Annotated in this window: 14 protein-coding genes; 8 read left to right on the plus strand and 6 right to left on the minus strand. The window is 72.5% G+C overall.

What is annotated here, in order from left to right; translation table 11 throughout:
* The first annotated feature begins 54 nt into the window (after positions 1–54).
* Positions 55–420 (plus strand): VOC family protein, encoded by a 366-nt coding sequence (locus HNR13_RS08805; RefSeq protein WP_179605402.1) that lies wholly within the window; start codon positions 55–57, stop codon positions 418–420.
* Between the two features lie 222 nt (positions 421–642).
* Positions 643–1014 carry a YchJ family metal-binding protein gene (locus HNR13_RS08810; RefSeq protein ID WP_179605403.1) on the plus strand — a complete coding sequence of 124 codons (372 nt, stop codon included), beginning with the start codon at positions 643–645 and terminating at the stop codon, positions 1012–1014.
* 16 nt (positions 1015–1030) lie between these two features.
* On the opposite strand, the gene HNR13_RS08815 is transcribed toward HNR13_RS08810, so the two are convergent.
* The gene (locus tag HNR13_RS08815; RefSeq protein WP_179605404.1) at positions 1031–3223 is read right to left on the minus strand and encodes an Ig-like domain-containing protein; all 2193 of its coding nucleotides are present in this window, start codon (positions 3221–3223) and stop codon (positions 1031–1033) included.
* A gap of 149 nt (positions 3224–3372) precedes the next feature.
* Between HNR13_RS08815 and HNR13_RS08820 the strand changes: the two genes are divergently transcribed.
* The 4 genes from HNR13_RS08820 to HNR13_RS08835 are packed head-to-tail and all read left to right on the plus strand — an operon-like array spanning position 3373 to position 7893.
* On the plus strand, positions 3373–4053 hold the full coding sequence (locus HNR13_RS08820; RefSeq protein ID WP_179605405.1) for a TetR/AcrR family transcriptional regulator: 681 nt from the start codon (positions 3373–3375) through the stop codon (positions 4051–4053).
* Positions 4050–5306: an MFS transporter gene (locus HNR13_RS08825; protein ID WP_179605406.1), complete on the plus strand. Its 1257-nt coding sequence runs from the start codon at positions 4050–4052 to the stop codon at positions 5304–5306. The genes HNR13_RS08820 and HNR13_RS08825 overlap by 4 nt, the downstream gene beginning before the upstream one ends.
* Positions 5306–6583, plus strand: a complete 1278-nt coding sequence (locus HNR13_RS08830; protein ID WP_179605407.1) for an amino acid deaminase/aldolase — start codon at positions 5306–5308, stop codon at positions 6581–6583. Before HNR13_RS08825 ends, HNR13_RS08830 begins: the two co-directional genes overlap by 1 nt.
* Positions 6580–7893: a D-arabinono-1,4-lactone oxidase gene (locus tag HNR13_RS08835; protein WP_179605408.1), complete on the plus strand. Its 1314-nt coding sequence runs from the start codon at positions 6580–6582 to the stop codon at positions 7891–7893. Before HNR13_RS08830 ends, HNR13_RS08835 begins: the two co-directional genes overlap by 4 nt.
* 72 nt (positions 7894–7965) lie before the next feature.
* Here HNR13_RS08835 and HNR13_RS08840 read toward each other — a convergent pair whose 3' ends face one another.
* From HNR13_RS08840 to HNR13_RS08850, 3 genes are read right to left on the minus strand one after another with little or no spacing between them, the layout of a single operon-like run.
* Entirely contained in the window at positions 7966–8700 is a 735-nt protein-coding gene (locus HNR13_RS08840) for an ABC transporter permease (RefSeq protein WP_179605409.1), read from the minus strand.
* Positions 8697–9512, minus strand: coding sequence for an ABC transporter ATP-binding protein (locus HNR13_RS08845; protein ID WP_179605410.1), 816 nt, complete (start codon positions 9510–9512; stop codon positions 8697–8699). Before HNR13_RS08845 ends, HNR13_RS08840 begins: the two co-directional genes overlap by 4 nt.
* An 8-nt stretch (positions 9513–9520) precedes the next feature.
* The gene (locus HNR13_RS08850; RefSeq protein WP_343063511.1) at positions 9521–10156 is read right to left on the minus strand and encodes a TetR/AcrR family transcriptional regulator; all 636 of its coding nucleotides are present in this window, start codon (positions 10154–10156) and stop codon (positions 9521–9523) included.
* 152 nt (positions 10157–10308) lie between these two features.
* On the opposite strand from HNR13_RS08850, the gene HNR13_RS08855 reads away from it, so the two are divergent.
* Complete coding sequence (locus HNR13_RS08855; RefSeq protein ID WP_179605411.1) at positions 10309–10875, plus strand: LemA family protein; 567 nt, start codon at positions 10309–10311, stop codon at positions 10873–10875.
* Between the two features lie 7 nt (positions 10876–10882).
* A complete protein-coding gene (locus HNR13_RS08860; RefSeq protein WP_179605412.1) occupies positions 10883–11773 on the plus strand; it encodes a M48 family metalloprotease in 891 nt (296 codons plus the stop codon).
* A 149-nt stretch (positions 11774–11922) separates the two neighbouring features.
* On the opposite strand, the gene HNR13_RS08865 is transcribed toward HNR13_RS08860, so the two are convergent.
* Entirely contained in the window at positions 11923–12351 is a 429-nt protein-coding gene (locus HNR13_RS08865; protein WP_179605413.1) for a hypothetical protein, read from the minus strand.
* Positions 12352–12397: 46 nt separating this feature from the next.
* Positions 12398–13630: a DNA glycosylase AlkZ-like family protein gene (locus tag HNR13_RS08870; protein ID WP_179605414.1), complete on the minus strand. Its 1233-nt coding sequence runs from the start codon at positions 13628–13630 to the stop codon at positions 12398–12400.
* Positions 13631–13689 lie beyond the last annotated feature (59 nt).

Genomic DNA, 13689 nt, shown 5'->3' on the forward strand with positions numbered 1-13689 from the left:
GCGGCGCCGCGCACCCTCTTGTCCTCCCGGTCCCGGCGGCGGAGGGTGGGGGACATGATCCGGATCGGTTCGATCGTCTGGGGCGTGCGCGACCTGCCGCGCGCCGTCGAGTTCTGGTCGGAGGCGTTGCGCTACCGGCCGTTGCGGGAGCCGGATGTCGACTGGGCGATCCTCGCGCCCGTCGCCGGGACGGGGCCGCAACTGGCGCTCAAGCTGGTCGGGAGCGAGGCGAACCCGTCGCCGCGCCACCACCTGGACCTCTACGCCGACGATCAGGAGGCCGAAGCGGACCGGCTGCGCGGGCTCGGCGCGCTCGATGTCGACTGGGACTACGAGGAGGGCGCCGACTACGTGGTGCTCGCGGACCCGGACGGGAACCGGTTCTGCGTCGTCGCCGCGGGGGAGGCGGCCGCCTCGTGACCGGGAGGACGCCGCACTGAGAGGACGTTCAGAGCCCCCGAAGGGTCCACCCACCCTGGCCGTGCAGACTGTGTGCCGACACCCTTTCTGGTGAGGTGTCCTCCGACCCGGCTGGAGCCCGAGATCCCCCGACGCAAGGCTCCGGCCGGGTCCCCCTTTTTCCGCAGTCTCTTGTCCGCGGTCCCGCGGCGCGCCCGTCCGGCTGTCGACTACACTCGCCGGGTGACCGACACGCGATGCCCCTGCGGGAGCGGCGAGACCTACGCGAACTGCTGCGGCCCCCTGCACGCCGGCGCCCCGGCCCCGACCGCGGAGCGGCTGATGCGGTCGCGGTTCAGCGCGTTCGCGCTCGGCGACGCCGGCTACCTGCTGCGGAGCTGGCACGCCTCCACCCGCCCGGAAGCAATCGACCTGGACGACGGCCTGCACTGGTACCGGCTCGACGTCGAGTCGACCGAACGCGGCGGCCCGTTCGACCGGGACGGGATCGTGGCGTTCACCGCCTACTACAAGGGCGCGGAGCGCGGCTCGCTGCACGAGGTGTCCCGGTTCGTGCGGGAGGGCGGCGACTGGTTCTACGTCGCCGCGGTCTGAACGCAGCGCGACGCGGTCAGCGCGCCGGCTCCACGTACCGCTCCCACAGCCACACCGACAGGCTGAGCACGGCGAAGGCGAGTGCGGCGATCACCACCGCGACGACGCCCGTCCCGCTCCGGACCAGGGAGGCGACGGGCAGCAGGAGCGCGAACAGCACGGTGTAGACCACGAGCCCCATCGCCAGCCACAGCGGGCGCGACCACTGCAGCACCGCGCGTCCGGCGAGGCCGCCGAACGGGAGGAGCGCGACGGCCGTCGACCCGATGGCCACCAGGGCCACGGAGTTGACCAGCTCGATGAGGAACGCGGACGGCGCGCCGGACGGCGTGGGGAGGAGGCCGACCGCGAGCCACGCCAGCACGCCGAGGGCGGCGGTCGCGGAGAGCTGGACGGCGGCGGTCCGGCCGCGCTCGACGCGTCCCATCCCCTCCGGCAGCACAGCGCCGAGCACCAGCCCGAACAGCAGGGCCGGCTCCAGCCCGAGGAACCGGGAGCCGATCGCGCTGACCGCGACGACGATCAGCAGAACCGGGCGGACGACCGGGCGGGCCGGCGGCAGCCCGAGGTGGCGCGTCATACCGCGCGCGGCGAGCACCCAGAGCGCGTTGACGGCCGCGACCGCGAGGGCGAGGGCGAGCAGCAGGCGGACGTACGTCGCGACGTCCTGCACCGACGTGGACAGGGTGACCAGGAGCGCGGCGGCGACCCCGACGACAGGCGCGAGCCACACCGGCTGGGCGGCGGCGCCGGGTTCGCGGTGCGCCGCGGCGCCCGGGCCGATCCGGTCGCCGAGCAGCGCGTCGGCCTCGCCGAGCTCGGAGGCCGCCCGGTTGCGGCCGAAGATCGAGGAGCGCACCGCACGCGGTCCGCGCGGCCGGGCCAGGGTCGCGACGAGCAGCCGGGCCGGGAGCACGAGGAGCAGGAGCGCCGCGATCGCGAGGCCGACGGAGCGCAGCCAGCCGGGGACGGACGCGGCCGTCACCACCGGCGCCGACGCGGTCGTGAACGGCGTGTCGGTCCAGCCCTTGGTGCTGGGATGCGTGGGGCCCGCCGACGGCGAGGGCGCTGCGCTGGGCGGTGGGGGAACGGCCGGGGCCGGCGCGGGCGCCGCGCTGGGACGGCCCTTCGACGGTGTCGTCGAAGGGGTCGCGGCCTCCACGCTGACGGCGACCGGGTTGCTGCCGGCGCTCACGTTCCCCGCGGCGTCCCGCTGGAGTGCGGACGCGATGTAGTCCCCGGCGGGGAGCGCGGCGGCGCCGCACGACCAGGCGCCGCCGGTCACGGTGGCGGTGCACGCCACCGTCGTGCCGCGCGACGTGCTGGCGTAGACGGTGACGGTGGCGCCCTGCTCGCCCGCGCCGCCGAAGGTGATGGTCTGGCCGTTGGCCACCGTCGAGCCGGGCGCGGGCGACGTGATGGTGGGCGCGGGCGGGGCGACGGTGTCGACCACGATGGTGACCGGGCGGCTCGGTGCGGACCGTGTGGAGGAGAACGGGGCCACCTGGGTCGCCGTGATGGAGTGGCGGCCGTCGCGGAGGCCGGCGATCACGCAGCCCCAGCTGCCCGAGCTGTCGGCGGGGAACGTGCAGGAGGCGCCGGTCTCGGCCGTGACCGTCACCGAGGCGCCCGGGTACGCGGTGCCGTGGATCCCGCCGCCGGTGGCGCCGCCCTGGGCGGACGCGATGACCGGAGGCGACAGCACGTCCACGCGGCCGCTGTCGGCGAGGCCGCTGGAACGCGAGACGGCGCGCACGGCGACGCCCGGGCCGTCCGGCAGGCGCTGCAGCGCGCAGCGGAAGGTCCCGTCGGAGGCGGCGGTGACGGAGCAGGAGGTGTCGGAGCCGGGGGACGAGCCGCCGGAGACATCGATGACGTCGCCGGGATCGGCCGTGCCGGAGACCGTCAGCGGGAAGCTGGTGACCAGTCCGCTCGGCAGCGCGTCGAGCCGCACCGGCCCCGGCGTCGGGGTCGGGGAGGGCGTGTCGGCCGGCGCTGTGTTGTCGGCGGGCGCTGAGTTGTCGGCGGGCGCTGTGCGGGCGGGAGTGCTGCGGGACACTGTGGAAGCGGAGCCGGTGCCGGCGGCGGACGCCGGGGGTGCGAGCCCGGCGAAGGAGCCTGCGGCGAAGGCGAGTGCGGCGAGGGCGAATCCCGTCAGCACGGCGACGAGCAGTCCGGTCGACCCCCGCGGCCGGACTGGTGGAGACACGTCAGACGTAAATACCCGCATTCCACCCCATTTCAGGGGGAGGACACGCTCGATGTCAAACCGCCCAGCCGGATTTGCGGCATACTGACAAGTGGGTCAACTGTCCCACTTCGCGCGACGACGCGCGACGGCACCTCTGAGGAGCTCCGATGACGCGTATCGCCCCGGCAGCACGGCGCGCATCGCTCGTGCAGGCGGCGCTGCGGGTGATCGCGCGGGACGGCGTGGCCGCCGCGACGACCCGGCGGATCGTGGCCGAGGCGGGGATGCCGCTGGCCAGCTTCCACTACGTCTTCGCATCGCGCGACGAGTTGATGGCCGAACTGGTGAACACGGTCGTGGCGGGGGAGCAGACCGATCTCGAGCCGGCCCTCGACCCGGCGACGGCCCCACTGGAGCTGCGCGCCGCGATCCGCTCCGGCCTCCAGCACTACCTCGACGGCGTCCGGGCCGACCCCGACCGCGAGAAGGCGATGTTCGAGCTCACCCAGTGGGCCCTCCGCGAGCCGGGCTTCGCGCCTCTCGCCCGCCGGCAGTACGACCGCTACTACGAACTCGCGGAGCGTGCGGCCCGCGACGCCGCGGAGCTCACCGGCAGCAGCTGGCGGCTCCCGGTCGCGGAGGTGGCGCGCCTCCTGGTCACGCTCACCGACGGCCTCACGATCGCCTGGCTGGTGACCCGGGACGACGCCGCGGCCGACCGTGCCATCGACTTCGCGGCGGACGCGCTCGCCGCGATCGCCGACGTCCCCCAGCCCGTACCGGCCGTCCCCTCCGCCCCTGTCCCCTCCGTCCCCTTCGCCCTCGACCCGAACGCAGGTGCCCGATGACCCACACTTCGACGCCGGCCGTCTTCGCCGAACCGACCCGGCGCGTCCCCGGCCGCTGGATCGCGGCCTTCGCCGTCGCCTGGCTGGGCGTCTGGATGGCGCAGCTGGCGCCCATCCAGAAGCTGCTGCCCGACCAGGTGCAGGCGCAGCTGCACACCACCTACTGGGTCGACAATGTCGTCGCCTTCGGGATCATCTCCGGAATCTCCGGGGTCTGCGCGATCATCGCCTACCCGCTCACCGGCGCGCTCTCCGACCGCACGACCAGCCGGTTCGGCCGTCGCCGGCCGTGGATCGCCGGGGGAGCCGCCTTGTTCGCCGTCTCGCTCGTGCTCCTGGGCGTGCAGACCTCGATGGTCGGGATCGGCGTGTTCTGGTCGCTCGCCCTCACCGGGTTCTGCGTCTTGACGGCGGCGCTCACCGCGACGATCTCCGACCAGGTGCCGGTGGACCAGCGCGGCTACGTCTCCGGCTGGATCAGCGCGCCGCAGGCGATCGGGATCATCCTCGGTGTCTCACTGGTCACCTACGTCTTCGTCGGTGCGCTCGTCGGCTACACCGCGATGGCCGTGCTGCTGCTCGTCCTGGTGCTGCCGTTCCTGTTCCTGCCGGACGCCGTGCTGCCGCCGCACCTGCGCGAGCGGATGACGTTCCGCGGCATCATCGAGGGGCTCTGGATCAGCCCGCGCGAGCATCCCGACTTCGGCTGGACGCTGCTGAGCCGGGTGCTGGTCAACTTCGGCAACGCGTTCGGCACGTCCCTGCTGCTGTACTTCCTGGAGTTCGGGCTGCACGACACGCACGCCGACGACGACCTGCTGGTGCTGATCCTCATCTACATGGTGTTCGTCATCATCGCGTCGCTCGCGCTCGGGCGGCTGTCCGACCGGCTGGGGAGGCGCAAGGCGTTCGTGTTCGTCTCCTCGGCGCTCCAGGGCGTCGCGGCGCTGCTGCTGGCCTTCGTGCCGGAGCTGTCCGTCGCGATGGTCGCGGCGGGCCTGCTCGGCCTCGGCTACGGCTGCTTCCTCTCGGTGGACCAGGCGCTCGCGACCCAGGTGCTGCCGGACCCGGAGAACCGCGGCAAGGACCTCGGCATCATGAACATCGCCACGGCGGTGCCGCAGGCGATGGCGCCGCTGTTCGGCGCGGCGATCGTCGCGGCGCTCGGCGGGTTCGTCGGGCTGTTCGTGCTGTCCGGGGTGTTCGCCTTCGCCGGCGCGCTCGCGGTCGCCCGCGTGAAGGCGGTGCGGTGATGACGAACCCGATCGACCTGACCGCCAAGCCCGGCGCGGCCGAGCGCACCTGGACGACGCCCGACGTCTTCTGGCCCGCGCTCAGCGCGGCGACCGCCCGGCTCGACCCCGCGTTCGGCGTGCTGCACCTGCCCGCGCTGCGGCACAACGCGCACGACATGCTGCGCCGGGCGGCCGGCAAGCCCATCCGGGTCGCCTCCAAGTCGGTGCGCGTGCGCTCCGTGCTGGATGCCGTCCTCGCCCTCCCGGGGTACGCCGGAGTGCTCGCCTACACGCTTCCGGAGGCGCTCTGGCTGGCCGAGGGGGACGGCGAGCACGCGCCGATCGAGGACGTCGTCGTGGGCTACCCGACCGCCGACCGCGCCGCTATCGCCCGGCTCGCGGCCTCGCCGGAGCTCGCCTCCCGCGTGACGCTCATGGTCGACTCGGTGGCGCACCTCGACCTCATCGACGCGGTCGTGCCGCCGGCGCAGCGGGAGACCATCCGGCTGTGCCTGGAGCTCGACTCGTCCTGGGAGGCCCCGGTCCTCGGCCACATCGGCGTCTACCGCTCGCCGCTGCACACCGTCGAGACCGTGCGCGCGGTCGCGGCGGCGATCGTGCGGCGTCCCGGCTTCGCGCTCGTCGGGATGATGGGCTACGAGGCGCAGATCGCCGGGCAGGGCGACAACCCGCCCGGGCGCCCGGCGTGGGGCGCGACCCTGCGCTGGATGCAGAAGAACTCGCGCGAGGAGCTGATCGCGCGCCGCGGCGAAGCGGTCGCGGCCGTGCGCGGGATCGCCGACCTGGAGTTCGTGAACGGCGGCGGCACCGGCTCGCTGGAGTTCACGGCCTCCGACCCGTCGGTCACCGAGATCGCCGCGGGCAGCGGGCTGTTCGGCGGCCACCTGTTCGACACCTACCGCGGCTTCCGGCCCGCGCCCGCGGCGTCGTTCGCGCTCTCGGTGGTGCGCCGGCCCGACGCGCGCACGGCCACGCTGCTCGGCGGCGGCTGGATCGCGTCCGGCCCGCCCGGGCCCGACCGCCTGCCGAAGATCGAGTGGCCGACCGGGCTGGCGATGGTCGACCGCGAGATGGCGGGGGAGGTGCAGACGCCCGTCACCGGCGCCGCCGCCGGCATCCTCCGCGTCGGCGACCGCGTCTGGCTGCGGCACACCAAGTCCGGCGAGCTCAGCGAGCACGTGAACGACTTCCACCTGGTCGACACGGTGGACGGCCGCGCGGCGGTCGTCGGCGCCGTGCCGAGCTACCGGGGCGAGGGGAAGGTGTTCCTGTGACGGCGAACGGCGGCGTCTGGAGGAACTGGGGCCGGAGCGAGTCCATCCGCCCGCAGCGCGTCGAGCGGCCGCGCGACGCCGAGGCCGTGCAGCGTGCCGTCGCGGCCGCCGCGAGGCAGGGGATGCGCGTGAAGGCGGTCGGCGCCGGGCACAGCTTCACCGGCATCGCCGCGGCGCCGGGCGTGCTGCTAGACCTCGAGGACGTCAGCGGCGTCCTCGACGTGGACCTCGAACGCGGCCGGGTGCGCCTCGCCGCGGGCACGCGGCTCCACCAGCTCCCGCGGCTGCTGCGTCCCTACGGGCTCGCGCTGGAGAACATGGGCGACATCGACCGGCAGACCATCGCCGGTGCGACCTCCACCGGGACGCACGGCACGGGCGGCTCGTTCGGCGGCCTGGCGACCCAGATCGTCGCGGTCACGCTCGTCACCGGGTCGGGCGAGCTCCTGGCCGTCAGCGAGGACGAGAACGCCGAACTGCTGCCGGCCGTGCGTCTCGGGCTCGGCGCGCTCGGGGTCCTCGTGGACATCACGATCCAGTGCGTCCCCGCCTACCTGCTGCAGGCGGTCGAGCGTCCCGAACCGCTTCAGCAGGTGCTCGACAGCTACCTGGAGCGCTCGGCGCGCGAGGACCACTTCGAGTTCTACTGGTTCCCGCACACCGAGACCGGGCTCACCAAGACGAACACGCGGCTGCCGCTCACCGAGCCGCGCGCCCCGCTGTCCGCGGCCGGCCGCTGGGTGGACGACGAGCTGCTCGCCAACGGCGTCTACCGCGGCGTCTGCGCGGTCGGGACCGTGCTGCCGGGCATCATCCCGCCGTTCAGCCGACTCGCGCAGAGGCTCACCGGCAACCGGGACTTCACCGACCACTCGCCGCGCGTGTTCGTGACCAACCGCAGCGTGCGGTTCCGCGAGATGGAGTACGCGATCCCGCGGGAGGCGGTGCCGGGCGCGCTCGCCGAGGTGAAGGCGCTGATCGAGCGGAAGGGCTGGCGGATCTCCTTCCCGATCGAGGTGCGCTCGGCCGCGGCCGACGAGAACTGGCTGTCGACCGCGCACGGCCGGGAGACCGGCTACATCGCCGTCCACCGCTACTACCGGGAGGACCCGACGGCGTACTTCACGGCGGTCGAGGAGATCATGCGGTCCCACGACGGCCGCCCGCACTGGGGCAAGATCCACTACCGCGATGCCGCGTCGCTGCGCGAGGCGTACCCCCGCTTCGACGCTTTCCTCGCGATACGCGACCGCCTCGACCCCGACCGCCGCTTCGAGAACGCCTACCTTCGCAGAGTCCTCGGCCCCTAGGCACCTGCCGAGTACGCGAATCGTCTGCGTACTCGGCGGTTTCCGGCTGAATATTCGCGTACTCGGCGGTTGCTAGGGGGTGCGGCGCTGGAGGGTGAGGGCGCCGACGACGACGGCGGCGACGGCGAAGGCGCCGATGATGAGGAGCTGGCCGCCGATGTAGGCCGCGTCGTGCGAGTTCGTCGAGACCGCGTTGAGCGCGTCCACGGCGTGCGAGAGCGGGAGCCAGTCGCTGATCTGCCGGAGGCCGTCCGGCAGCTGGTCGCGCGGGATGAAGATCCCGCCGAGCAGGATCTGCGGGAACACGATCAGCGGCATGAACTGCACGACCTGGAACTCGGTGCGCGCGAACGCGCTGGCGAACAGGCCGAGCGTGCTGCCCAGCACTGCGTCGGTGACGGCGACGGCCACCATCAGCCAGACGTCGCCCTTGATCTCCAGGCCGCACACCCACACCGCGTAGCCGACCGCGACCAGCGCCTGGATCACGGCGAGCAGCCCGAACGCCAGGGTGTAGCCGAGGATGAAGTCGCCGCGGCCGAGCGGCATCGAGAGCAGCCGCTCGAGCGTCCCCGTGCGGCGCTCCCGGAGGGTGGTGATGCTGGTCACCAGGAACATCACGATGAACGGGAACAGCGCCAGGATCGCCGGCCCGATGGTGGCGAAGACCGGCGTGTTCGTGAAGATCCAGGCCACCAGGCCGATCAGCAGTGCCGGCACGGCGATGAGCAGGACGACGGTGCGCGGGTCGTGCCGGATCTGCGTGAGCACGCGGGCGGTGGTGGCGAGGGTGCGGGTGGGGTTCATCGGGCGTCCTCCCCGTTCTCGGTCCCGTCGGCGTCCTCCACGCCTTCGGCCAGCGCATGGCGCGGATGGTGCCGCCGCAGCAGCGTCAGGAACGCCCCCTCGGCGTCGGCGGCGCCCGTCTCTGCCAGCAGCTCCTCCGGCGTGGTGTCCGCGAGGATCGCACCCTCGCGCATCAGCAGCAGCCGGTCGCAGCGGGTCGCCTCGTCCATGACATGGCTGGAGATCAGGAGGCTCGTCCCGCCGTCGGCCAGCCGGTGGAACAGCCCCCACAGCTCGACGCGCAGCAACGGGTCCAGGCCGACCGTCGGCTCGTCGAGCACGAGCAGGTCGGGGGAGCCGAGCAGCGCCGCAGCGAGCGAGACCCGGCTGCGCTGGCCTCCGGAGAGCGTGGACACGAGCTGCCCCGCGTTGGGGCCGAGGTCGGTCGCTTCGATGGCACGGTCGACATCCGCCTTGCCCGCGCCGAGCACGGCGCGGAAGTACGCGAGGTTCTGCCGCACCGTCAGGTCGTCGTACACGCTCGCGGCCTGGGTCACGTAGCCGACCCGGTGCCGCAGGGCGACGGACCCGGCGGGCTGGCCGAGCACCTCGACCCGGCCGCCCGCCACGCGCTGCACGCCGACGATGGAGCGCATCAGCGTCGTCTTGCCGCAGCCGCTCGGGCCGAGCAGCCCCACGACCTGGCCGCGCGGGATGTGCAGGTCGAGCCCGTCGAGCACGGTCGTCCGGCCGCGCTTGACGCGGAGGCCGTCGATCACGACGGCGGCGTCCTCGACCAGGTCGCCCGGGGCCGGCCGCGATGAATTCATCATGTGATGAATTATTCGCCCGGACCGCGCCCGCCGTCAATATCCCCGAACAGATGCCACTGGATCACCGGCCCGACCCGTCTTGCGAGCTCGTCCGGAGCTGCGCTCGCGATCGGCTCCAGCTTGAGCACGTAGCGGGTCATCATCAGCCCGGCGATCTGCGAGGCGGCCAGATCGGCGCGCAGGTCGGCGTCGTCGGCGTGGGTCAGCGCCGCCAGCCGCGCGAACACCTCGCGGGTCAGGAACTCGCGCAGCATCCGCGTTCCGGGACCGCTGCTGAGCGCCGTGCGCAGGATGAGCACGATCCGCCCGGCGGCGCGCTCGTCCTCCAGCTGGGTGAGCAGGTAGCGCACCAGCGTCTCCCCGACCTGCTCGCGCGGGGCGGCGAGCAGGACGTCCAGGACCCGGTCCGGGCGGATCGGTGCCTCCAGCGTGGCGGCGAACAGGTCGGCCTTGTCCTCGAAGTAGTGGTGCACGAGCGCCGAGTCCACGCCTGCGCGGCGGGCGACGGCGCGCAGCGAGGCGGCCTCGTAGCCCCGCTCGGTGAACTCCTCCGCGGCCGCCCGCACGATCGCCGAGCGCGCGGACGCGGCCCCGCGCTCCTTGCGCGGCCTGCCCCGCCTGCGGCGCTCGGCTAGCTCACTCACGCCTGCCATTGTGCACCCCGGACCGGGTGCGCTGTCCATCCGCATTGCGGTTGCTTCGAGTGTGATGGGAAGGCCGTGGGAGGCGCATCCGTGCCCGTTAGGATGCTGTTCAGCGCAGTCGATCGGCGCATACACGCTTAGGAGTTCCCGCAATGGAATGGCTCATTCCGGTCATCATCGTCGTCGTGCTCGTCGCGATCATCGGAATCTACTTCTGGGCCACGTACAACTCCCTGGTCACCCTCAAGGTGCGGGTGGACGAGGCGTGGAGCGACATCACGGTCCAGCTGAAGCGCCGTGCCGACCTCATCCCCAACCTGATCGAGACGGTCAAGGGCTACGCCGCGCACGAGCGCGGGGTCTTCGAGTCCGTGACCAAGGCGCGTGCCGAGACGCTGTCGGCGCAGACGCCGGGTGAGGCGTCCGTGGCCGAGGGGCACATGCAGACCGCGCTGAAGAGCATCTTCGCCGTGGCGGAGGCCTACCCGCAGCTGCAGGCGAGCCAGAACTTCCTGCGCCTGCAGGCCGACCTGGTCGACACCGAGGACAAGATCCAGGCCTCGCGCCGGTTCTACAACGGCGGGGTGCGCGAGTTCAACACCAAGATCAAGGTGTTCCCGAACAACCTGTTCGCGCGCCGCCTCGGCTTCTCCGAGCGCGAGTTCTTCGAGGTCGACAACCTGGCGGCGATCGCCGAGCCGCCGCGCGTCCAGTTCTAGGGCGTCGATGTACAGGGCTATCGCCAGGAACAAGCGCAACACCGTCTTCATCATCCTGCTGTTCCTGATCCTCATCGGTGCGCTCGGCTGGCTGTTCTCGGTCATCTACCACAGCTGGGCGATCCTGGCCTGGGTCGGGATCGGCGCGATCGTCTACGCCGTGTTCCAGTACTTCATGGCCTCCAGCCAGGCGCTCAGCATGTCGGGCGCGGTGCCGATCACGAAGGCGGACAACCCGCGGCTCTGGAACGTCGTCGAGAACCTGTCGATCACGACCGGCACACCCATGCCGGCGGTCTACATCATCGACGACCCGGCGCCGAACGCCTTCGCCACCGGCCGTGACCCGCAGCACGCGTCGGTCGCGGCGACCACCGGCCTGCTCGACATCATGACCGACGCCGAGCTGGAGGGCGTGATGGCGCACGAGCTCGGGCACGTGCGCAACTACGACATCCGGCTGTCGATGATCGTCTTCGGCCTCACCGTCGCGATCGGCCTCATCGCGGACATCTTCCTGCGCATGGCGTTCTTCGGCGGCAACAACCGCAACAACAACAACGGCGGAGGCGGCAACCCGATCGTCCTGGTCTTCGGCCTGGTCGCCGCGATCATCGCGCCGCTGGTGGCGACGCTCGTCCAGCTCGCCGTCTCCCGGCAGCGCGAGTACCTCGCCGACGCGACGGGTGCGATGACCACCCGGCACCCCGACGCGCTGGCGAGCGCGCTCCTGAAGCTGCAGGACTACGGCCGGCCGATGCGCCGCCAGAACAGCAGCATGGCGCACCTGTGGATCGCCGAGCCGCTCAAGCCCAGCCTGATGAGCCGGCTGTTCTCGACGCACCCGCCCATCCCGGAGCGCGTCGACCGCCTCGAGAAGATGGGCTCCACCTTCTAGCCGAGAGGGTCCTCGGCGATTCGTGCCGAATGTGCGCTCTGGCGGCGGCATTCGCGACATTCGTCACGAATGCGGTTTCGGCGATTCGTGCCGAATGTGCGCTCTGGCGCCGGCATTCGCGACATTCGTCACGAATGTGCGCGGGCGGGCTACGCCTCGGCGGCCTCCAGTTCGGCGGTGCCGGTGTAGCGGTAGCGGACGCGGGTGCCGACGGCGGGCTCGTCGAGCGGGCGCCACTCAGTGCCGGCGTTGTTGGCGCCGTCGACCACGTCGATGTCGCGGATCAGGTCGGCGGGGGCGCCGTCGCGGTAGCCGGTGATGACCTCGGCGTAGACCGAGGAGTCGGGGTTCAGCAGGACCGCGATGTAGTGGCTGGACTCGCGGACATCGTCGGTGGTCACCCAGATCCGGTTGTCGAACTGCACGTGCGCGCGGCCGTCGGCTCCGCGTTTCACCCCCGTGACGATGCCGTCGAGCCAGCGTTCGCCGTCGCGGTAGGCGAAGAGCTCGCGCATGGGCTGTTCGTAGTCGGCCTCGTCGGCCCCGTCGGCGTCCAGGTACTCCAGCGGTGAACTCATGCCCCGCACCTTACCCCCGCACCCGGCGTCGCCGCGAGAGACGAACTCAGCCGGCCGTGGGCGCCGCCACGGCGAGTTCGGCGGCGAGCATCGGCGCGAGGTCGCCGCGCGCGCCCTCCGCGACCTCCACGCCGCCGAGACCCTGCCAGGCCGACGTCTCGCCGAGCAGCGGGACCAGGCGTTCGGCGACCCGGCCGCCGTCGCCGTCCTCGGTCCAGGCGGACTGCACGCGCAGCACCCCGTTCTGGCGGTCGCTCTTGAGGTCGATCCGCCCGACGAGCTCGTCGTCCAGCAGGATCGGCAGCGAGTAGTAGCCGTAGACCCGCTGCGGGGCGGGTGTGTAGATCTCGATGCGGTAGTGGAAGCCGAACATCCGCAGCGCCCGGTCGCGGAACCAGACGACGGGGTCGAACGGCGACAGCAGCGCGGCGGCCTCGATGCTGCGCGGCCTGCGCGCGTCGCGGTGCAGCCACGCCTTCACCGGCCGGTCGCCGGCGCCGGTCCAGCCCTTCACCTCGACCGGGACGACCTCGCCCGCCTCGGCCAGCTCCTCCATCGCCACAGCCACCGCGGGGCCCTTCAGCCGGTAGTAGTCGGCGAAGTCCCGGAGCGTCCCGATGCCGTGGGCGGCCACCGAGCGGCGCATCAGCTCCCGGATGGCGTCCGCGTCGTCCACCGTACGGTCGAGCACGCTGGCGGGCAGGACGTCCTCCACCAGCCCGTAGCGGCGCTGGAAGCGCGTGCGGCCCGCGATGGCGACCTCCCCGAACAGGAACATCCGCTCCAGCGCGCGCTTCACCTCCGACCAGCCCCACCAGGGCCCGGAGCGCCGGTTGGCGTCGTGCTCGATCTCGCTCGCGGCCAGCGGGCCCTTGGCGGCGAGTTCGCTGCGCAGCCAGGACAGTGTGGTCTCGTGGGCGGCGAACCAGGCGTTGCCGGTGGCGTAGCGCTCCCGGTACCGGCGCATCCGCCAGCCGAACAGCGACCAGTCCTCTTTGCGGATGAACGCGGCCTCGTGCGCCCAGTACTCGGTGTGCGGACCGCGCGCGTCGAACGTCAGCCGGTCGAGCAGCGCACGGTCGTAGGCTCCCAGGCGCGCGAAGGCGGGGAGGTAGTGGCTGCGCTCGAACACGTTGACCGAGTCGATCTGGAGCAGGTTGATCCGGTCGACGAGCGCGTTCAGCTGCCGCGTGCCGACGACCGCCGGGCGCGGGCGCCCGAAGCCCTGGGCGGCGAGCGCGATGCGGCGCGCGAGGGCGGGGGAGAGCTGTTCGACCACGGATCGACCTTAGCGGCAAGGTCCGACACCGCTCGTTCACCGGATGGTCACCTCCCGCT

Source organism: Leifsonia shinshuensis (assembly GCF_013410375.1).
GTDB lineage: Bacteria > Actinomycetota > Actinomycetes > Actinomycetales > Microbacteriaceae > Leifsonia > Leifsonia shinshuensis.

Bases quoted from the DNA above. Each gene is read 5' to 3' on its own strand.
- HNR13_RS08820 (WP_179605405.1), top strand. From the start codon at position 3,373: ATGACGCGTATCGCCCCGGCAGCACGGCGCGCATCGCTCGTGCAGGCG.
- HNR13_RS08805 (WP_179605402.1), top strand. From the start codon at position 55: ATGATCCGGATCGGTTCGATCGTCTGGGGCGTGCGCGACCTGCCGCGC.
- HNR13_RS08830 (WP_179605407.1), top strand. From the start codon at position 5,306: ATGACGAACCCGATCGACCTGACCGCCAAGCCCGGCGCGGCCGAGCGC.
- HNR13_RS08825 (WP_179605406.1), top strand. From the start codon at position 4,050: ATGACCCACACTTCGACGCCGGCCGTCTTCGCCGAACCGACCCGGCGC.
- HNR13_RS08840 (WP_179605409.1), bottom strand. From the start codon at position 8,700: ATGAACCCCACCCGCACCCTCGCCACCACCGCCCGCGTGCTCACGCAG.
- HNR13_RS08855 (WP_179605411.1), top strand. From the start codon at position 10,309: ATGGAATGGCTCATTCCGGTCATCATCGTCGTCGTGCTCGTCGCGATC.
- HNR13_RS08865 (WP_179605413.1), bottom strand. From the start codon at position 12,351: ATGAGTTCACCGCTGGAGTACCTGGACGCCGACGGGGCCGACGAGGCC.
- HNR13_RS08845 (WP_179605410.1), bottom strand. From the start codon at position 9,512: ATGATGAATTCATCGCGGCCGGCCCCGGGCGACCTGGTCGAGGACGCC.
- HNR13_RS08860 (WP_179605412.1), top strand. From the start codon at position 10,883: ATGTACAGGGCTATCGCCAGGAACAAGCGCAACACCGTCTTCATCATC.